This window comes from Leptolyngbya sp. Heron Island J, assembly GCF_000482245.1.
Classification (GTDB): domain Bacteria; phylum Cyanobacteriota; class Cyanobacteriia; order Phormidesmidales; family Phormidesmidaceae; genus Leptothoe.
This window is the reverse complement of the sequence record NZ_AWNH01000021.1, coordinates 1-19,416: the sequence shown is the minus strand read 5'-3', so window position 1 is coordinate 19,416 and position 19,416 is coordinate 1. Positions and strand designations below refer to the sequence as shown.

Annotated in this window: 18 protein-coding genes; 13 read left to right on the top strand and 5 right to left on the bottom strand. The window is 47.2% G+C overall.

Annotation, left to right across the window (positions count from 1 at the left end):
• Nucleotides 1-10: 10 nt before the first annotated feature.
• The 6 genes from devC (N836_RS46345) to N836_RS75670 all read left to right on the top strand — a co-directional run bounded on the left by devC (N836_RS46345) (nt 11) and on the right by N836_RS75670 (nt 4,753).
• Complete coding sequence (gene devC / locus N836_RS46345) at nt 11-1,198, top strand: ABC transporter permease DevC (protein WP_023071492.1); 1,188 nt, start codon at nt 11-13, stop codon at nt 1,196-1,198.
• 49 nt (nt 1,199-1,247) lie between these two features.
• On the top strand, nt 1,248-2,435 hold the full coding sequence (devC, locus tag N836_RS46340; RefSeq protein WP_023071491.1) for an ABC transporter permease DevC: 1,188 nt from the start codon (nt 1,248-1,250) through the stop codon (nt 2,433-2,435).
• Nucleotides 2,436-2,532: 97 nt separating this feature from the next.
• The gene (locus tag N836_RS46335; RefSeq protein WP_023071490.1) at nt 2,533-3,240 is read left to right on the top strand and encodes a DevA family ABC transporter ATP-binding protein; all 708 of its coding nucleotides are present in this window, start codon (nt 2,533-2,535) and stop codon (nt 3,238-3,240) included.
• 76 nt (nt 3,241-3,316) lie between these two features.
• Entirely contained in the window at nt 3,317-3,661 is a 345-nt protein-coding gene (locus N836_RS46330) for a DUF7670 domain-containing protein (RefSeq protein WP_031291952.1), read from the top strand.
• A 14-nt stretch (nt 3,662-3,675) separates the two neighbouring features.
• Nucleotides 3,676-4,056, top strand: a complete 381-nt coding sequence (locus tag N836_RS46325) for a hypothetical protein (protein ID WP_023071488.1) — start codon at nt 3,676-3,678, stop codon at nt 4,054-4,056.
• A 55-nt stretch (nt 4,057-4,111) separates the two neighbouring features.
• On the top strand, nt 4,112-4,753 hold the full coding sequence (locus tag N836_RS75670) for a CPBP family intramembrane glutamic endopeptidase (RefSeq protein WP_023071487.1): 642 nt from the start codon (nt 4,112-4,114) through the stop codon (nt 4,751-4,753).
• A 4-nt stretch (nt 4,754-4,757) separates the two neighbouring features.
• On the opposite strand, the gene N836_RS46320 is transcribed toward N836_RS75670, so the two are convergent.
• Complete coding sequence (locus tag N836_RS46320; protein ID WP_023071486.1) at nt 4,758-5,834, bottom strand: acyltransferase family protein; 1,077 nt, start codon at nt 5,832-5,834, stop codon at nt 4,758-4,760.
• 584 nt (nt 5,835-6,418) lie between these two features.
• Between N836_RS46320 and N836_RS46315 the strand changes: the two genes are divergently transcribed.
• The gene (locus tag N836_RS46315; protein ID WP_023071484.1) at nt 6,419-7,267 is read left to right on the top strand and encodes an SDR family NAD(P)-dependent oxidoreductase; all 849 of its coding nucleotides are present in this window, start codon (nt 6,419-6,421) and stop codon (nt 7,265-7,267) included.
• Between the two features lie 70 nt (nt 7,268-7,337).
• Here the strand turns inward: N836_RS46315 and N836_RS72975 are convergent, their stop codons facing one another.
• Nucleotides 7,338-8,696: an NAD(P)H-dependent oxidoreductase gene (locus N836_RS72975; protein WP_023071483.1), complete on the bottom strand. Its 1,359-nt coding sequence runs from the start codon at nt 8,694-8,696 to the stop codon at nt 7,338-7,340.
• Between the two features lie 214 nt (nt 8,697-8,910).
• Here N836_RS72975 and N836_RS46310 point away from each other — a divergent pair, with 214 nt between their 5' ends.
• From N836_RS46310 to N836_RS46295, 4 genes are all read left to right on the top strand, one after another.
• Entirely contained in the window at nt 8,911-10,005 is a 1,095-nt protein-coding gene (locus tag N836_RS46310) for a GNAT family N-acetyltransferase (RefSeq protein WP_023071482.1), read from the top strand.
• A gap of 93 nt (nt 10,006-10,098) precedes the next feature.
• Nucleotides 10,099-10,281, top strand: a complete 183-nt coding sequence (locus N836_RS46305) for an ABC transporter ATP-binding protein (protein ID WP_023071481.1) — start codon at nt 10,099-10,101, stop codon at nt 10,279-10,281.
• A 482-nt stretch (nt 10,282-10,763) separates the two neighbouring features.
• Nucleotides 10,764-11,660, top strand: a complete 897-nt coding sequence (locus tag N836_RS46300; RefSeq protein WP_023071480.1) for an ABC transporter substrate-binding protein — start codon at nt 10,764-10,766, stop codon at nt 11,658-11,660.
• 113 nt (nt 11,661-11,773) lie between these two features.
• A complete protein-coding gene (locus N836_RS46295) occupies nt 11,774-12,646 on the top strand; it encodes a hypothetical protein (protein ID WP_031291945.1) in 873 nt (290 codons plus the stop codon).
• Between the two features lie 126 nt (nt 12,647-12,772).
• On the opposite strand, the gene N836_RS46290 is transcribed toward N836_RS46295, so the two are convergent.
• The 3 genes from N836_RS46290 to N836_RS46280 form a co-directional block, all read right to left on the bottom strand.
• Nucleotides 12,773-14,332 (bottom strand): glycosyltransferase family 39 protein, encoded by a 1,560-nt coding sequence (locus N836_RS46290; RefSeq protein WP_023071477.1) that lies wholly within the window; start codon nt 14,330-14,332, stop codon nt 12,773-12,775.
• Nucleotides 14,333-14,559: 227 nt separating this feature from the next.
• Complete coding sequence (locus N836_RS46285) at nt 14,560-15,120, bottom strand: M48 family metalloprotease (protein WP_023071476.1); 561 nt, start codon at nt 15,118-15,120, stop codon at nt 14,560-14,562.
• A gap of 97 nt (nt 15,121-15,217) precedes the next feature.
• On the bottom strand, nt 15,218-17,149 hold the full coding sequence (locus tag N836_RS46280; protein WP_023071475.1) for a mechanosensitive ion channel family protein: 1,932 nt from the start codon (nt 17,147-17,149) through the stop codon (nt 15,218-15,220).
• A gap of 603 nt (nt 17,150-17,752) precedes the next feature.
• Between N836_RS46280 and N836_RS46275 the strand changes: the two genes are divergently transcribed.
• Together N836_RS46275 and N836_RS46270 are read left to right on the top strand one after the other, a co-directional pair.
• Nucleotides 17,753-17,965: a hypothetical protein gene (locus N836_RS46275; protein ID WP_023071474.1), complete on the top strand. Its 213-nt coding sequence runs from the start codon at nt 17,753-17,755 to the stop codon at nt 17,963-17,965.
• 54 nt (nt 17,966-18,019) lie between these two features.
• Entirely contained in the window at nt 18,020-19,408 is a 1,389-nt protein-coding gene (locus tag N836_RS46270; protein ID WP_023071473.1) for an ISKra4 family transposase, read from the top strand.
• Nucleotides 19,409-19,416: the final 8 nt, after the last annotated feature.

Genomic DNA, 19,416 nt, shown 5'->3' with positions numbered 1-19,416 from the left:
AGGTAGGCCGATGAAACCTCCTGCTTTTACAACATTGTTCAAGCATTTACGTCAGGAACCACCCCTAGGCTGGGCGCAGCTGAGTCATCAAAAAGTACGCTTATTGGTTGCTCTAACGGGAGTGGCCTTTGCCGATATTTTGATTTTCACAATGCTGGGCTTTCAGAGCATGTTGTTTGAGGGCTCCACATTTGTCCACAAAAATCTGCGTGCCGATCTGGTGTTGCTGAGCCAGCGTACAGAGGCCTTGTACTTTGGGCAAACATTCTCTCGACGTCACCTATATCAGGCCAATGCTGTTGAAGGGGTGGCCTCTGCTAAGCCATTCTATTTTGGTGGTGGTGCGTGGATAAATCCCTGGGATGGCGAAAGCACTGATGTGATGGTTCTCGCATTTGATCCTGCCCATCCTGTCTTGGATTTACCCGAAGTCGATCAGCAGCTCGACAAGATTAAACTGCCCAATGTCATCTTGCTTGATCGAAAAACTCAGCCCAAAGTTGGCCCTGTGGCAGAGACCCTGGATCAAGGCCAGTCAGTTACCACTGAACTCTCAGGACATCGCATTAAGGTGGAAGGATTGTTTACCCTGGGGAGTAGCATTTTTACTGAAGGGCATCTGATTACCAGCGATTCCAACTATTTACGCTTCAATGGTCCAGATAGCCTCGATACGGTCAATGTAGGGGCATTAACACTGGAACCGAATGCCGATCTTGAAACTGTTCGACAATCTCTTGAGACCCGTTTACCAAAAGAGGTTAAAGTACTCACCCCTGAAGAATTTATTCAAATTGAGGTCGGCTTCTGGGCGAGTCAACCCTCGGGGGTCATCTTCAATTTTGGAGCCATTATGGGCCTGGTGGTTGGCATCGTGATTGTTAATCAGGTGTTGTATTCCGACGTTAACGACCATTTGCCAGAATATGCCACCCTTAAAGCCATGGGTTACTCGGATCGAAGACTATTGATGGTAGTCTTTCAAGAAGCGGCGATTCTAGCGGTATTAGGTTTTTTACCTGGTTATGGCGTCTCGTTAGGGATGTATCAGCTGCTGGCTTATTTAACGAAGATTCCCCTTGGCATGCGGTTGGGGGTGACATTGCAAGTGTTTACGGCCACGGTGGCAATGTGCATGATTTCAGCCGCAATTGCCATGCGAAAACTGCGTGCCGCTGATCCAGCAGATGTGTTTTAAGGAGGACAAATTTAGCATTCGGAATTTAGTCTTGGTGAGGAGATGATCCGTGATATTTTCTCTGAAACCTTTATTCAAGCGATTTGTTCAGGAACCGCCCCTAGGCTGGGCGCAGCTGAGCCATCAAAAAGTACGCCTATTAGTTGCCCTATCGGGGATTGCCTTCGCCGATATTTTAATCTTCATGCAGTTGGGATTCAAAAATCTGTTGTATGACGGCGCTACTCTGGTTCATCGAAATCTAAAAGGTGATGTTGTTTTAATCAGTAACCGTACCGATCTCCTGGGGGATGGTCAAACGTTTTCCAGACGTTATCTCTATCAAGCCGCTGCCGTAGAAGGTGTGGAATCAGCAAGCCCTCTCTATTACGCATGGACCACCTGGGTGAACCCGTGGGATAAGGAGGTCACTGAAGTCGCGGTGATTGCCTTTGACCCAGTGCAGCCGGTTCTAGCTTTACCGGAGGTGAATCAGCAACTAGAGGCCATCAAACTGGCCAATATTGTTCTATTTGATCGGAAATCTCAGCCGACCACTGGACCGGTTGCTGAGTCCTTCGACGAGGGCAAAACCATTGCCACCGAGATATCGGGACACCGCGTTAAGGTAGGTGGCCTCTTTACCCTGGGGAGTAGCTTTTTCCTGAAAGGCCACCTGATCACCAGTGATTGGAACTATCTGCGTCTGTTTGGTGCTGACAGCCTGGACGGCATTGCGGTCGGTATTTTGACTTTAGCCCCCGACATCGATCCCCAAGCAGTGCTGGCGAGACTTCAGAACAGACTGCCCCAGGAAGTCCAGGTGATGACTCGCCAGGATTATGTGGACTACGAAATCACCTTTTGGTCTTCTCAGCATCCAGCAGGAACCATTTTCAACTTTGGAGCCATTATGGGGTTCATTGTTGGAGTTGTGGTTGTTAATCAGGTTCTCTACTCCGATGTGAATGATCACCTGGCAGAATATGCCACTTTAAAGGCTATGGGCTATTCAGATCGGCGGTTACTGATGGTTGTCTTCCAAGAAGGCATCCTGCTGGCTATTTTAGGATTTGTGCCTGGATTTAGCGTCTCCATAGGTATGTATGGCCTGCTGGGAGGGCTAACGCGAATCCCGGTAACTATGACACTGGGCGTTGCCTTGCAAGTATTTACGGTGACTCTGGTCATGTGTTTGATTTCAGCTGCGATTGCTATGCGGAAACTGCAGTCTGCCGACCCGGCAGATGTCTTTTAGTTCTTAGTTTTTAGTTCTTAGTTCCAGTCCATCACCCATTATTCATCACTTACCGTTTAAAGCTCTGAGCCTAAAATTCAAAACTCACTTTCAAGCCATGTTTTCTCAACCTGTTGTTACCGTTCGTCATCTCAACCATGCCTTTGGCAAGGGTGAGTTACGTAAGCCGGTTTTGTTCGATGTAGATTTAGATATCTGCGCCGGGGAGATTGTCCTGTTAACCGGCCCGTCTGGCAGTGGCAAAACTACTTTGCTGACGTTGATTGCGGGGCTACGGTCTGTGCAGGAAGGCAGTGTTAATATCCTCGGGCAAGAGTTGCTTGGGGCGAGTAAACAACAGCTGGTGCAGGTGCGGAATCAGATTGGGTTCATTTTTCAGGCCCATAACTTGTTGGCTTGTTTGACGGCACAGCAAAATGTGGGCATGTCGCTGCGGCTGCATGAGAATTTGTCACTTGAGGATCGCATTAGCCGTTCCAATTCTATTCTGGAAGCAGTTGGTATGAGCGATCGGGTTAGCTACTATCCAGATAGTTTGTCAGGGGGGCAGAAACAGCGAGTTGCGATCGCAAGAGCCCTGGTCAGCGAACCTAAAATTGTCCTTGCCGATGAACCCACAGCCGCTCTCGATAGTAAATCTGGCCGTGATGTGGTTGACATCATGCAGCGACTGGCTAAACAACAGGGCTGCACAATTCTAATGGTCACTCACGATACCCGTGTTCTGGATATTGCCGATCGCATTGTCCACATGGAAGATGGTCGCCTAGCCCGAGATACGGCGCTGATGAGTAGCAAGGCATGAAACGTTTTCGATGGATTTCCTCACAAAGTCCTTATCTTTATGTTCCAGAGTTAAGTTGAAGACTAAGGAGCAACCCATGAATATGATCACAAAGCGCCTTCTTTTCTGGAGTCCAAGGGGGCTATGTATTCTTTTCGCAATTTTTCTGAGCCTGTTTGCCTTAGATGTATTTAGCGAAGGATATGGCTTTGGCGAAACAATTCTTGCCCTGCTCATACACCTGATGCCAACGTACCTTGTGGTTATTTCCTTAGCCATTGCATGGCGATGGGAGTGGATTGGCTCAATTCTATTTATTGCGTTGGCGTTATTCTATCTAGCTTCTAGCGGGGGTGGGAGCTGGATTATTTCTGGTCCCCTGTTTCTGATCGCTATTCTTTTTCTAGTCAACTGGATGTACAGATCACGGATTAAAGCTTAGCAGTGAAAAAGACGATGAGTGAAAACGGTTTGCGCATGCTCGGTGTAGCTGTTGCATTTCTGCTGGTTTTCGGCACCGGCTTCTATTTGACCCACTTCGGCAGACCATATGGTGTGGCTCTTTTTACAGTGCATAAGCTGGTTGCAACTGGGATACTGGTTTTCCTTGGGGTAAATATCTACAAAATTTACAAGACACCAGCATTGGGGGGGAGCGCATGGCTGATTGTATCACTGGCAGTTCTGGCATTTGTTGTCATGATTGCATCGGGTAGCGTGCTGAGTGCAGTCAAATCCTCACCAACAGTGATTGCGGCTATTCATAAAGTAGTCTCCTATGTGACGGTGCTGCTTGCGATCGCAGCGTTCTATTTGCTGCTGTGGAGAAGTCCTTAACACACCAAGTTTTCTCACAAAATTTTCATCAAGCTGCTGCTTGAGGAGTTTACGAGTGGCTAGAAAGAAAAGCCTAATCTCTCTCGGTCTAATTACGGGTCTAGCAGCTCTGACCTTCATTACGTCTGCGACACAGTGGCTGGTTAGAAATCTTGGATCATCGTCGCAGTATGATAGCTTGCTCAGCAGCATACTTATTATCCTTTGCATCTTCTTTTGGTACAAGGAAACCAGATCTTTTCCTTGGTTCCCTGCTTCATCTTTCTGGAAAATTTCCTGTTATTTAATGGGCATTATTGTGTTTATCCTGCTCATTATCAACATCCTGAATCAGCCTGTCTCAAAGATTACAGGGCAGGCTAGATCGCTGTTTGAAGTGATGGATGTAATCGTTTTCGGCCCTATTGCTGAAGAGCTTGTCTTTCGCGGTGTGATGTGGTCAATATTCAAGAGACTTGCCCAGAACAGCCATGGGCGCGTTGTTACGCTTATCGGGACTTCACTCTTGTTCGGGGTGGAACACCTGGGTTACTGGGCGCTTTCCTATTGGCCATTGCCGCCTGCTGCCATGATGCATGCATTGCTAATGGTTGGTGCAGGCGCTTTCTTTGCAGCCTTGCGATTGGCTTCGCGATCGCTTCTGGCACCAATAGCCGTTCATATGCTCGCCAATGGCGCTATTCTGCTCACTCAATAGAAAGCTAAACCCACGCAAATAATTTTCTCACCCCTGGCCGCTTCACTGAGAAATGCGTGATTAAAAGCACGATTAAGCCAACGATTGCTGCGCCAACGGCATTTAGCTTATTAGTATCAAGGATCAACATACTCCACCCAAAAAGCACCCACTGCACAAAATATATCGCGGTAACGTTTTTACTCCAATAAATCAACACTTTGATGATGCGATTTTCAATGCTCAACGTTTGTTCCAGCCAATGGCAAACGCTAAACCATACCAAAACGAACCCAATCATTAACAAATGGATGCTTGCGCCACTTCGATAGTAATCCCCTATAGGGGAAAGAACATCAAATGCTAAAATTCCAACAGCACTTAAAAGAAATATAACTACTCCCAAAGCGCTTAGGCCAAAACCATACCAGCCCATTTTTCGTAGGCTACTCTTGAGCCTGTCACCACTGAGCAAATACCGGCTGAGATACATGCCCAATAGTGGATAAATTATCCATGGAAAAAATGGGAAATAGACAGTGTTAGCCTCTCCCCAAAAAGGATCAAAAAATGGATTACTACCGAACCTACCCCACAAGAATGGAGAAGCTAAAAGTACAGTGAGAATCAGCAAAGGTATCGTATTTTTTTGATCAGTTATTTTTTTGATCAAGGTGCAGAAAATTAGAGATAAGCCTGCTAAATGAAAAATATCAACAGAGAATAGCAGGGTTAAAAGAGTCTCTCCTTCAGCTAAGTTAAGGTTATCCCTGCCATATAGCGATATCGCGATGAGCACAGGGATCGTGAATCGCAGTAGGTTTAAAATAATCCCAAGTATCAGTAGCTTAATCCCCCGCCATATATTTTGGCGCGTACTTGCCTTTGATTTTATTAAAAAAGCTCCCAGCAGCAGCATAAATACTGGAGCAGCGGGAGCCGTTCCTAAGAGTACAAAGAGATTTGCTAATAAGCTGTCTCCTTCGCCACCAGACACTTCATGGACAATCATGCAATGCTGGGTAAACATGCCAAATACAGCAAAACCACGAGCAATATCCAAATAGTAAATTCGTTTGTTAACCTTGTCTTTTGGTATCATGGCTGATAAGAATTACTGGCTGAATTGTTGAGTGAGCAATTGTGCGCGAAATTTCCAAAAAATTATAGCGATGATGACAGCCACGATGGCTAAGGCTGCTCCAAATTCTCCATTAATATGGGCAGTGATATCCGTATCTGCTGTCACAGGTAACTGCTATGTACAAAATCTTGACCGCTAGTCTAGTTTTTGGTACATAGCAGTGGGGTGTAACAATTTTCCTTCAGACCGCAGAGAGGCTGCTGCCCCAGCTTTCTCGACCACAGCCCTTGTCGAGATCAGGCCGTCTCCTGAACCGACAGCATCGGTGCCTGAGCCAGAAGTGACCGTATCTCTAGTTCAGTCTGAAACGCTTTATAGACGATAGGCTCAACTCATAACCTCACAAGTTGCTCATATTTTGCGTGCAAATTTAAACATGAGGAGCCTGCCAACTTGAAAGAAGGCGCTGATTTCGGGTAAGCGTCCCCTGAGCGAAGTCGAAGGGGATGCTGGCTGGGAGTGTTGGCTTCGACTTCGCTCAGCCAACGGTATCAGTGGGACAGTTACTATTTTGGAGAGTCTGTTCCGATGCGAGATGACCAATGAGAACGAACAAACTATTAGGAAAAATTGCTCTGGTGACGGGGGCAAGCCGTGGCAACGGCAAAGGAATTGCCGTTGGCCTAGCGGAAGCAGGAGCTACCGTTTATGTCACAGGAAGAACAATGAATCAGGGAGATAGCAAGAATGGGCTTCCTGGCACACTTCAGCAAACAGAAGAAGAGATCAGACAGCAAGGCGGCATCTGCATAGCTGTTCGCTGCGATCATACAAACGACAGTGAAGTCAAGAAAGTTTTTGAGCAAATTGAACAGGATCAGAACCGCCTTGATATCCTTGTCAATAACGTCTGGGGTGGTTATGAAACCCTGTTCAACGAGAAGGGGGAATATGTCTGGGAGTATCCCTTCTGGGAGCAACCCTCATCACAGTGGGATTCCATGTTTGCTGCCGGAGTTCGAGCCCATTGGATCGCCAGTCGTCTGGCAGCAAAAATAATGATCAGCCAACAGTCAGGACTCATCGTCAATATTTCACATTGGGCAGGGCAAAAATATAGTGGCAACGTCTGCTACGGTGTATCCAAAGCAGCCACCGATCGGTTAACGGCAGACACGGCACATGATTTGCAGCCTTATCAGGTAGCCGTGGTCTCTCTTTATCCGGGGCTGGTTCGAACAGAAAGAGTCATGCGAGCGGCAGAATACCTGGATTTAAGTAATTCTGAGTCTCCCCAGTTTTTAGGAAGAGTGATTGCTGCCTTGGCATCAGCCCCAAATATCATGAAAAAGTCGGGCAAGGTTTTAGTTGCCGCGCAATTAGCTATGGATTATGGGATTACTGATATCGATGGAAAACAACCTCGACCGCTATCGCTTGATCAAGCCTAAACTGAACAACGGAGTGACGCCATCATATCAAATGCCTCACATCAAAAATCACCAGTAATCATGACCTCACTTATGCATAAGGTTGGGCGAACAGTTCTTTCTCGCTAACTTGATTTTCAGCCGCACTTTGCCGCCAGTGCCGTTGGGCCAATTTGATAAACAGCCATCGCCACAGGCTAAAGGGCATAAAGGGAATCGGTGTTTTTGTCATCAGCTTGGCGGCTTCAGGTGGAACCATTTGCCCATCCGCCAGGGCTGCACTGGTGATATCCAGGGCCTGGATAACATGCTCCACTGGTGGCCCCTCGCGCTCAGTTCCCTTGATAGGTTGACCTCCAAACAAAGCTTCTCCAGCTCCCATAGCCAGCCCTCCTAACCAAATCAGCCCCGTATCAATGGCAAAGCGTTGACAGATGGCTAACGCTAGCGCATTGTGATGGGCTTCGGGAAATCCATTGTTAGCGATCGCAAAAAGCCGTTTCGGACTTTCCGGTGGGTCGGTGGAGAGATGCTTAGACATCACCTCAAGTGACTTCATCACCAGGAATGGGAGTGAATCGACATACAGTGGGAAAGCCAACAGTATCAGCTCAGCTCGGTCCACAGCCGCCAGGAATTCCGCTTGCCCCTCGCCCTGTAAAAGGTTTTTCCTGAGTGTTAATGACTCGGTTTCCCAACCCCGCTGATTGAGTTGCGCCAACACATATTCGCCCAAGACGCCGGAAGTGCTGGGGGATTTAACCTTGGGGCTACCAATGATCAGCAAAGCCCGACCTGGGCCACCCAGGGTTGGCGTGTCAACACCAGCTGTCACTGCTGGCATTAGCGAGGCAACCACCTTACTTGACGGAAGATTATCATTTCTAACCAGCACGGATTGAAGTTGCTGGCGCACATCTTCTGGAGCATCCGTACTTAAGACAACGTCGGCAGCATAGGTGGGAGCATGAGAGTTGAGGGCGTTGCGCCCAACCAGCAACTTAAACAGGTTGGCTTCCGCGTCATTCGACTGATGCTGGACGCCAATGCCGACCAGTCGCGGATTTTTTGAATACCGGGGGTGGTGATGAAATTCACCATGATAAATGCCAAAATCAGGAAGAACTAGCGGTATCCGGCGATCTTGACTTTTTTTAATTTCCGATGAATATCCCCCAAATGTAACAGGAGTAAAGAGGATGGTCAGATCACTCTGGATGACTGCCTGAGTAATATCACGCCCTGCATCAGGCTCCAGACAGATGCCCGGCGTTTTTACCCAGCAGCCAAAGCAGCCGATACAGGTGCCCATCTTGATGTCTCTCAATGGAAAAGTCTGCACCGTTGCGCCACTACTGTGCAGCTCATTCAACAGAAGATCTAACACCGGGGACAGGGATTCATCATCTACGCCTGAGCCATCTAGGAGAACAATTTTTTGATTCAACATGGGAAACCCCCCACAGATTGCAGAAAGTGTCTACTCGTCTTCGGTCACCGTTGCCCCCAATAGGATTATGAGCCGTCATCATTGGCGACCAAGATGTATCCTATTGCTTGCTTTCAAGTTTGGGCAAAAAAGTTGAGGAACTTGTGAGACATTTCACAGCTGCGCGTACAATTGATGGGGCATCGTTAACCACCCCGATCAGGAGAAGTACACCGTGGCTCAGGTATTCGATGTTGTTATTCGTCCCATGGGAGAAAACGAGCGACGCAGTGTACATGCTCTTATGCGTCGAGCTTTTGCACTTTCCGATCAACTGGCTTTTTCATGGACACCTAACGTCCTAGTTGCCGAGGGAGATGGTCAACTGTTGGGAGCGATTGTCCTCAAACTGTTTGCCCTCCCCCACCATCGCAAAGCAGGCTCGATTTCATGGTTATTTACAGCACCAGAGGTGCGTGGCCAGGGGGTGGGGCAGCGTCTGGTTGAGGCTGGGCTTGATTTCTTCGAGCAACAGGGATGTGACGAGATTCTGGTTACCGTTGAGGGCTTTAATACTAGCTCCAGTAAACTATTTTCTACCCGTGGATTTAAGATCCTGTCCCCTGGGGCACAGTTTCGACGCTATGGTCTAGCAACATTTGCTGTATGGGCAAAGCTCTCTCATTATTTTGATCTAGGTCATTTCATCTGGATGCGTCCTGCCCCGCAGTCATCAGATAGTCCCACATTGCAGTGGTGGGGCACGATTATAGCCAACTCTCTGATTGGGCTATTGATATTGTGGCGACTGGGCGATTCCATAGCAGTTAATCCATGGATGTGGTGGCAACTACCACCGATAGTGATGCTGTTGTTTGGTGTGCGATATTTGGGCATGGTGCTGATGGCACGCCAGCAAGGGTTGGCAGTACGGTTTCGTGCCTGGGAATCCGGATTTATGCTCAGTGCAGCCATCGCTCTAGTCTTTGTGGGGGCAATGTACCCTATACCCGGCAGCGTTTATCCCACAGCAACCCAGTGGCGGTATCGAGACTTGCTGCCCAAGTTGGGTCGGATGGCATTAGCTGGCACTCTTCCAGTGTTGCTCATCCTATGGGGAGCTTGGATGATATCTCAGCTAGGTTTACTCTCTACCGCCTGGCTAAAGATACTGCTTTTAGTGGGTAAACCGTTGATCCTGTTCGATATTGTTATGCCGTTTTTTCCATTTTTTAGTTTTAATGGACGGCGATTGTGGGATTGGCATAAAGGTATTTGGGCAGTGTTGGCAACGGCAGCTATAGCAGTCTTTTTGATTTGCGAAGCATAAGGAATTAATTTGAAATCTCACAAATCCTTCATTTTCTTTTTCTAACTTGTAGATAAGGTTCAGTAGCCAGACGATACGAGTGCCCCACCAATCATGGCGCAGCACCTCCACGATCAAATCTTCAACAGCCATCTTCATCGATTAGCTAAACAGCAAAGCTGCACAATTTTGCTCGTTACCCACGATATCCGCATTCTCGATATTGCCGATTCCATTGTCCACATGAAAGATGGTCGTCTGACCCGTGATACGGCACTGGTGGATAATAGTGCCTGAGAACAGAATAAGTAGATCAATGTTCAAAAGGAGAAGAAAAGATGCACCTGGTTCTGCTGATCCGAAGTCTGGTATCGGCTACGCCCGTGTTATCAGCCAGATCGGGACAGTACTCACCGGAGACCCGCGAAATATTGCGCTCCGAAATGCAGGGTTACTCAATGGTTGAGAGGCTAACTGGCTGACAAAAGTTAGTCAGGGGCATAGGTTGCATATGAATGACTACACAAAACTCATGTGCAGCAACTGTTACTCAATAGCTTATTGGAACCAGTAAAGATACTGTAAAGCTTTCTGGATAACTCCGACTGGGAGGTATTTATCCAGAAAGTTTCTGGATAACGCATAGTTATACGGTTCAAGTTTCCTGTTGAGACGGTAGTTATCAGAGAACTGTTAGTAGTCGAAATCTACTGCTCAGATTGTTGACAAGATCGCAATAGCAAAACGCAACGCTAAAATTGACAAAAAGGTCAATTCTGATGGCTCAATTGTGTGTAGTGGACTTTACTGGCGCAGAAATCAAACTTGCTCAGACAGCAAAGCGTATTGTTTGCTTAACTGCCGCAGGTTTAGACATCTTGCTCGAACTTGATATGGAGCCTGTGGGCTATCTGACCAAAGGAGTTGCAGACAAACCAGAATTCTATGGAGAGCGTGCCAAGCAGTTTAAACCTGTTGGTTCTTGGATTTTTCCAAACTGGAAAGCCGTGCGTAAATTAAATCCTGATTTAATACTGGGTTGGTCATTTCCACATCGGTTTTATCGTAAATTGTTCGGCAATACGGCTCCACTTTATCTGATGGGTGGTACTGGTTATAAAGCTGCATTACAACGGTTACGAGATGTTGCCCAATTAACGGGTCGCGTTTCTCAAGCAGAAGCCGCGATCGCCCGGTTTGAAAATCGACTAGAAAATTATCGTACCGCCGTACCCACTCAAGAATATAAAACCGTTCTGTTTATGGGTGGTTCTAGCCTCAACCATCTCAGTCGTAAATTTATCATTGAGACGAATATTGGAACCTTTGGTAGTATCGTTGGACAGTTTGCTCATTATCCTTGGGTTGAACCTGAGAAACACAATAATGAACCTGGGTTAACGAATATCTCTCTTCAGCAGATTTTAGAAGTCGATCCAGATATCATATTTGTACAAACCTATGCACCGTCAAAAACCTCTTTATCTAAACAACTTAGTAGTAATAGAACTTGGCAGCAAATTAAAGCAGTACAAACACAAAAAGTATACGAGATTGATCAGTTGTGGCATTCAGGAAATGGTACGCGAGTGATGGGACTAACTTTAGACAAAATAATGCCGTTTATCTATCCTGGATTCATAACACCGTATAACAACCCGGTTGGAGCGGACTGAAGGAAAGTCAATGTTGTGGCAGAAATTGTGTGCAACCGCTCAACCGGAACGTTAACCTGCAAAATTCAGTGTTGCATCATGGATATACATCCTCATCCAAGGTATGAAGATCCATGAATGATCGAACTCAATATTTATTCGAATTAGCAAAACGCAATGTTAAAGATTACATTGCTAATCCGAGAACCAAAGCAGCAATGGTTGCAGGCTCAGTTGCAGAAGGGCTATGTGATGAATACTCTGATTGTGATATGAGCATTTATTATGACGAATTACCTTCCGAGGAAGAATTACAGCTTGCGCGTCAACAGAATCAAGGTGCAGAACGGCTCTGGATTTTGGGTGATCGAAAAGAGGGTGGGTTTGCCGAGAGTTACCTTGTGAACGGTGTTGAGTGTCAGTTTGGTCATGTGACGATCGCACAATGGGAGAAAGATATTTCAAATATATTGGCAGGGCATGAGATTCAATCTCCATTAATGAAAGCAATGTCTGGAACATTGGTTGGCATCCCACTGTACGGCGAAACACTCATTCAGCGATGGAAAGCCAAAGTAGCGAATTATCCAGATGAATTCGCACAGAAGATAGTTGAACATTATCTCAAGTTCTTCGCAATTTGGGGAATGCAGGAAAAGTTCGCCAAGCGAGATACGACACTTTGGTATCATCAAATCCTGGTGGAGTCAGCCCAAAACCTGCTCGGTGTGTTATCTGGGTTGAACCGTCTGCATTATTCAACATTTCAATTCAAGCGGATGAGCAGGTTTATTGAGCAAATGGAGATTGCCCCTGAAAATCTTGCTGCTCGCCTTGAAATGCTGTTTCATCAGGAACCTCCAGTAGCGGTCAACCAACTTGAAGCATTGGTTCGAGAAACCGTGGAGCTTGTGGAGATCCATATGTCTCAAGTGGATACATCATCAGCAAAACGAAGATTAGGCTGGAGACAGCAACCATGGAAATTCAACGAAATAGACTGGTGAGGCATTGTCAGCTAACACCCCTGTTGCAACGGAACGTACTAGCTTGCTTTGTTACAGTTTAGGGGAGTTGCATCCGCGTTAGACTCTGCCAGTACTCAACCGTTAATCTGAGACTCAGTAGACTGCTCAAGAGTTTGTCCGTAAATGAATGACAGATTCTTGACGAGATACCTCTGTATAACGTCCTGATTCTGCGAGGCGACGTAGTAGCTCATTCTCGATACTAGCAGTAGCACGATCAGTAGAGAAAACGACCCAGACATCATCATAGTTCTGAATACTATACTGCAGTTCTCTGAGGTTACTATTTTGATCTAAAACAACTACCATTGCTTCAGAATCTAGTTCGTAAACGGCTGTACCTGCATCCCCACGACCAACACCTTTGCCAACTACCACAACATGGGACGGTGAAGAAGAGACTTTAATGGTACTAGCTAAGCTGCGCCAATTGCTTCCTGACCAGCCAACAGTCCTCTCAAAGCCCCAGTTAATCCCAATCATCTGAAGTCCTAATAAGATTGGTAACAGCAACTTTGTGAGAGAAAGTTGAGAGGAAATAGGTCTGGAAATTCCATAGGTAAGGATTGCGGCTAAGCTTGGACCAGCTAAAATCACATAACGAGGAGCAGCCAGGTTTTTATCAGATATTATATTCATCATGAATAGTCCTAGCGATGGTGCTAAAGCAAGTCCTAAGAAAAGCATCAGAAGCTTCCGATTTGTTTTTGACCAGTTCTTTAGGAGCTGATTGATACTAGCCCCCAACAGAATAACGACTACTACGATAAAAGCTAACTCTAGAGCTAAATTCAGACTTGTACTTGTAAATATTGGAGTCCAGAGCACTTTAGCGTTTAGAGTAAGAATCTTTTTTATTTCGGAGAAAATTCCAATAAAACCTGTGGCTTGATTAGGGCGAGCACTGAGTTGTGCTAGGAAAGATGGAAACCCAATCAGCGAGATCGATACAGTAATTAATGGAAATGCAATTACTAATACTCTTAGTGCAGACCAAGCGTTGATCAGAAACCATAAGAGTATGATGCATATGGGAAAAAGAGTCAGGTAATTTGTTTGAAAAGCAATGCCACAGCAGAGTGCCATCGCTGTTGAGTAAGCTATAAGATGAGCTTGGCTTCGGCATGTTGCTTCACTAGCCAGATAGGCAAAAAGGGCTCCCATCCCGATTAGAAGGGAAGACAGTGCATAGGCACGCGCTTCGTGTCCCAAAAAAATGGCACCTGTAGATATGGCATACACTAGAGTAGGAATAAAAGGATTCTCGATGTTTCCAGCTTTTAATAACAGATATAGTGCCAATATTGTGCCGAGAGAACAGATTAGTGAAAATATACGGGATGTTTCGAGAGAAAAGCCTAGCCAACGTCGCCAGAGGGCTAACAGCCAGTAGTAAACTGGTGGATGAACATCTGTCTGGCGGAGGTCTTCAGCAATTTGCGTTAAGGTTGGAGTACCCTTGAATTGATTTTTAGCAATGCTTGCAGGTGTGGGCTCTTGTGGCCAAGAAGGTCGTGCGTTACCTGCTGTCTCAAGCAATGTAATTGACTCGTCATACCAGATTGCACGGCTGAAAAGACCAGGCAACCTTACTGCTATTGAAATAATTAATAGAATACCTAAAACCCAAATTTTATGGCGTTTAAGAAAAGATTTGATTTTCATGATAGTGCATGTTAATCGAGCTTAGAGAAGCTCCAAATGAGAGCTTAATTGTAGTTAGCTCAATCTACTCGCCTCTAGACTTAGTTCAGGTAATTAATTGAGAATCCTTTCGCTGGTATTTTATTTTCCAGTCTTGGTAGCCATGGGCTACTGTCCTCAAACTGTCCTCAAATAGAGGTGTTCTATCAACGTATCAAAACGGTTTCATTATTTTTCTTCTTTTGTCGTCACCGTAAGGCACCTATACGCCTGCGATAGGTAGCTCCGTTTAAGCCTTTCCCGGTAGATGCGGTTGCGGGATCTAAGCGTTCATTGAGGGCATCAATGCGAGCTTCTGGATGAGGATGAGTACTCAAAAATTCAGGAGTGGCGTTGGGCTCGTCCAGTAATTTTTGTAGAAAATCAACAGCAGCAATGGGGGCATACCCTGCCTGGGTTAGTAGCGCTAATCCGGCTTCATCAGCTTCCAGTTCATGGGTGCGGCTGTTAGGGCGATGTAGGGCTAACTCTACACCGAGTGCGATCGCTGCACTCTGATCTAACCCCCCTGTCGTCAAAATGCCCTGGGCGATCGCTGCCTGCTGCAGTTGTTGAACAGCATGACGACGGTCTACGTGGGCAATTTCGTGGGCAATCACACTGGCTAGCTGAGCCTCATTATCTGCAGTTTGTAGCAAACCTGTATTAAGGTACACAAATCCTCCCAATGTGGCAAAAGCATTCACCCCATCGTCTTCAATGACTTGAAAGGTGTAGGGGATTTGGCGGCGTTCAGTGTAAAACGCCATAATTCGGGAATATTCTGGATTATGGCGCTGTTAGGGAATTATAAATATAGTTAGACCAAGGCGGTTCTCTGTTCTGTTCTATGTCATTGCCATGGGTCTATCTGGTTACTTGACCAGGATCTATGCCATAGTCCAACACAACCTTGTGTTGCGGCAGACCAATCTGAATATTGGCCTTGTCAAAGGCTTGTTTAAGGCGCAGGCGAAACTCTCGTCCGACGGGCCATTGTTGCATAGCTTGGGTTTTGATCCATACTCGGATCAAGATACCAGCATGGGAGATGTGATCAACACCAAGAACAGAAGCGGGTTCTAGAATTTTGTCTTGCCATCGGGGATCGGCAAACATGGTGTCAGCAACCGTGCGAATGAGTTCAAGGGCTTGCTTAATATCAGCGTTATAGGCAATCTCGATGGTGAAGTCAATCCGCGACCAGTCTTTAGTAAGGTTTGCAATAGTAGAGATTTGACCGTTTGGAATAGTAATCAATCGGCCTTCAGGATCGCGAAGTTGGGTCGTAAATAAACTCATGTGCTCGACCAGACCAGAATATTCGCCAATTGTAATCACATCTCCCAAGACAAATCGGTCGGTCCATAGAATTACCGCGCCATTGAGCATATCTTGTAGGACATCTCGCGAAACAACGGCTGCTACAACTGCGATCGCACCAACACTAGCAAGCACCGTGGGATTAATCCCCAGAGCCTGGATAGTGAGGTAAATACCAAGGGCTATAAAAAAAATAGTCGTGGCACTTTTGAGAGCAGGAGAATAGGTGCTAACGCGCAACGCAACCCGGCTGGAATTGGGATCATCGAGCTGGGTCACTTTACCCCACTGATTGAGGTGATAGTCAATCTCAATGTCAACCACCGTGTCGAGCAGGCCCATCACTAGCCAGATAATGGGTACCCAAATTGCCTGACTGAAGAGATAGGGGGCATAGGGTCGGCTCATCGGATATAGCCGTGCAATTACACCACCTGCTCCAAAGCCGGTACACACCTCTAACCAAAAGACCAAACGCACGACAAACTTCATCAGATTAAGCCGTTGCTTAAGCAGAGTTTGTTCTTTGAGAAATCCCGTAGAAAAGTTGATCCACAATTGATTCATCGACTGACCCGCCTCGGTTACTGCAATCAGCGGATTGAAGGCCTGATCAAAGCGAAGTTGGAGCGACTGCTGGGCCGATGGATCGGCGGGAGGCTGAGTGGTCTCTGGGTTGCTAGACTCAGGGGTCACCGTAATTGACTGTTGGAGTTCTTTTTCTGAAGCTTTGAGGCGTTTGCGGAGGGTACGCTGGCGACGACGCAACCAGCTACGCCCTAGCTCAAAGCTAGCGATAAGGAGAGCAGCCAAGAGAAGGACTGTGAGCATGATCAGCGGCCTCGCCCATGGGTACTGCTGATCAAATGATTGTTCCCATAGCCTATGGCTAAGGCCGTTGCGAATTTTCTCTTGCCAATCTGCGGCTAGAAGTTCTTTGTCTTGACCATTATGTAACGCATCAAACTCATTAACAGTGACTAAGGATTGCTGCTGGAGCCTATACTCTGGCTGAGCAGGCAAAAACACGACCGTTTGATCATTTTCGAACCCCACCTCCACCCTGGGGGTGCTCGGGTGCAGTTCAGTTCGTGCTCGAAACAAGTCAATCCAGTAACTATTAACCGTTCCCAAGGATTTCTTAACCGCCTCCTGTTGCTGAATTGTGCGCAACACTTCCCGAAAGCTTCGCTGAACAAGCTTAGAACGGGTCTCGACATCTAGGGTTTGAGCATCGGGAGCGGCTACCTGAGTTGGGCCTGCAACGCTAAAACTAATTCCCGTTGAGCCATAGAGGTAGACATTACTGCACACCAGTCTGCCGCAGGGGTACTCAGCATTAGGACGCCAACCAAAGACGACTTCGGTCGGGTAGTTGGACTGTTGGAAGGTAGATGGCAATTGGGCAATCGCTGGAGAGGCCAGCAGCAGGACACTGCTAAAAGTGATGAGGGCGTAGGAGAGACGACATCGCAATGGAAGGAAAGGGGCCAGAAAATAACTACGATATCAGTGTAACGAGGAAGTGATGACGGAACCAGCGGATACCTAACCGATGGCATGCTCAGGGTTATGACGCACGCAAATCGGACTGGGATACGGTAAAACCGAAGGACACTCTATCATTTGTTACGAATTATATATTCCTAAAGCCCTTATTGTGTAAGGCTTACAGATAAAAACTTTCAACTGAGACTTGCTGAAAACTCGGTATGCATGGGACTTGCTCTCAATGTCATCGATATCCTGACAGTTGTTTGACGTCTACACGTAATCCTCATCTTTTTATTCAAGTATTGATGGGGTGAAGGCACTATTGCTAACAGTCCCAATCTGTTATAGCCGTTTCGCGCCACCAGGATACGGATGGGAAAATAGAACCATAACATAACATCATAGGTGAGGGGAGTTTGCTAGCAGATATTATCCCCCAACAGTATACATAGCAGTCTCTTTAGCTATCCTACTGCACGGAACCAGTACCGGAAGTACGATAGAGGTTGGATTAGACGACAATTACCCGTCACAATAATTGTCGTCTAAGATGATGGAGATAGGTGTTGAAGGGGAGCTTATTTAATGAAGCCTCACAAAGGTATGGCTTGCCTGGCATTGATGATAGCCACAACGGGGCCGATGGTATCTGGATGCACTCAGTTTATTGACCGGGCTCAAGTAGATGTTGATAGGCATCCTTTGACGAGCGAGAAAACAACCGAAGCTCACCAAATAATTGTTAATGGGGCGCATCTGAAGGTTCGGGGAACCGGTAAACCCAATTTGCGAGAATAGAAGTAGAAAAAAGGCTGCCCGAACCTGGGCAAGCCCTCATAAAAACTCACTTCTATGTTAGCGTCTCCCTCAAAGGAGTGTCCTGACCCATTAGACTGGTCAGGTCTCTTCGACCGTCTTCAAAAGAGTCAAACCCTGGCCGCTATTGTCTTGTGTGCGTGGCACATCGGGCTATATGTTGCCCGTACCTTGGTAGAACAACAGCTGAACGACCGAGCTCAGGTCCCGACTGCGTGGGGAACCTGTTCTGTGTGTGGTCATCGCTTGCATAGTAAAGGCTTCGCCGCGCGTCAAATGTTAACGCTGGTTGGTCAAGTGCACTGGCGACGACGGGTGGGGCGATGCCCTCAAGGGTGCCGAGGCAGTCAATCGATTCCTTTCGATACGGCCTTGGGCATTGATGCGTATCAGCAAACATCCGTAGAGTTGGTGCGTCTGGGCTGCTTGCTAGCGGTCTTTGTTCCCTTTGAGTTAGCCACCTGGCTGTTATCCCAACTGAGTGGACTCCACGTCAGTGATGATAGTCTGTGGCAGTGGGTACAACACTATGGACAACAAGCCATGGGGCAGTGGACGCAGGAGGTTGAACGCTGGCAGCACGGTCACGCACCACCCCGTGAATCTTTGAGTGATGAGGTGGCGGCCATGCCGTTGTTAATTGCGGCAGATGGGGTCACTGTCCCCCTGCGACCACAGTCAGGAACACCCCGAGGAAAGACTCGCTGGCGTGAGGTCAAAGTCGCCCTGCTTGCTCGATTGAGTCATCGTCTCAATCGAAATGGTAAATCGGTCACTCGGTTGCAACAGCGGCGATTAGTAGCAGTGTTGGGAGATCTTGAGAGCCTCAAACCTCGCTTGCAATTAGAAGCTGTTCGACAAGGGATTGAAACTGCGCCTCACGTGGTTTGGTTGAGTGATGGGGCCAGGGGCTTTTGGCGATTGTTCGACACCTGCTTTGCTCACATGGCCACCGGCATTCTGGATTTTTATCATGCCGCTGCCCATCTCTGGCAAGCGGCTGAGGCTTATCATGATGGCAACCCAGCACGCACCCCACAGATGTGGTTCGAGCGACTGCGCCATCAGTTGCGCCATGGCTATGTACATCGCATTCTCGACGAGCTGCACTGGCTTATCCGCTCACCCAATACTGCCGCCTCAACAAAACCCATTCTGCAGAGAGTTCACAACTATTTCAAGACGCATCAAGCGCATGTTCAGTATCGTTTGTTTAAGCACCAGGGGCTACCGATAGGCTCTGGTATGGTTGAAAGTGCCTGTAAATGGCTGATTCAGCAACGGTTTAAAGGCGTGGGGATGCGCTGGAGTGAGCCGGGCCTCAATCATCTACTCGCGCTGAGAGTTGCTTGGGTCAATCAGCGATTTGACGCTCTCTTCGCTCAACACTCTTTGGCATTACCTTGCATCTCCCCGAACCGCTAGATGCGCCC

Excerpts from the sequence above, each read along its gene's own strand:
- devC (WP_023071492.1), top strand. The coding sequence starts at position 11 with ATGAAACCTCCTGCTTTTACAACATTGTTCAAGCATTTACGTCAGGAA.
- N836_RS46335 (WP_023071490.1), top strand. The coding sequence starts at position 2,533 with ATGTTTTCTCAACCTGTTGTTACCGTTCGTCATCTCAACCATGCCTTT.
- N836_RS46330 (WP_031291952.1), top strand. The coding sequence starts at position 3,317 with ATGAATATGATCACAAAGCGCCTTCTTTTCTGGAGTCCAAGGGGGCTA.
- N836_RS46325 (WP_023071488.1), top strand. The coding sequence starts at position 3,676 with ATGAGTGAAAACGGTTTGCGCATGCTCGGTGTAGCTGTTGCATTTCTG.
- N836_RS46320 (WP_023071486.1), bottom strand. The coding sequence starts at position 5,834 with ATGATACCAAAAGACAAGGTTAACAAACGAATTTACTATTTGGATATT.
- N836_RS46315 (WP_023071484.1), top strand. The coding sequence starts at position 6,419 with ATGAGAACGAACAAACTATTAGGAAAAATTGCTCTGGTGACGGGGGCA.
- N836_RS72975 (WP_023071483.1), bottom strand. The coding sequence starts at position 8,696 with ATGTTGAATCAAAAAATTGTTCTCCTAGATGGCTCAGGCGTAGATGAT.
- N836_RS46305 (WP_023071481.1), top strand. The coding sequence starts at position 10,099 with ATGGCGCAGCACCTCCACGATCAAATCTTCAACAGCCATCTTCATCGA.
- N836_RS46300 (WP_023071480.1), top strand. The coding sequence starts at position 10,764 with ATGGCTCAATTGTGTGTAGTGGACTTTACTGGCGCAGAAATCAAACTT.
- N836_RS46295 (WP_031291945.1), top strand. The coding sequence starts at position 11,774 with ATGAATGATCGAACTCAATATTTATTCGAATTAGCAAAACGCAATGTT.
- N836_RS46290 (WP_023071477.1), bottom strand. The coding sequence starts at position 14,332 with ATGAAAATCAAATCTTTTCTTAAACGCCATAAAATTTGGGTTTTAGGT.
- N836_RS46285 (WP_023071476.1), bottom strand. The coding sequence starts at position 15,120 with ATGGCGTTTTACACTGAACGCCGCCAAATCCCCTACACCTTTCAAGTC.
- N836_RS46275 (WP_023071474.1), top strand. The coding sequence starts at position 17,753 with ATGAAGCCTCACAAAGGTATGGCTTGCCTGGCATTGATGATAGCCACA.
- N836_RS46270 (WP_023071473.1), top strand. The coding sequence starts at position 18,020 with ATGTTAGCGTCTCCCTCAAAGGAGTGTCCTGACCCATTAGACTGGTCA.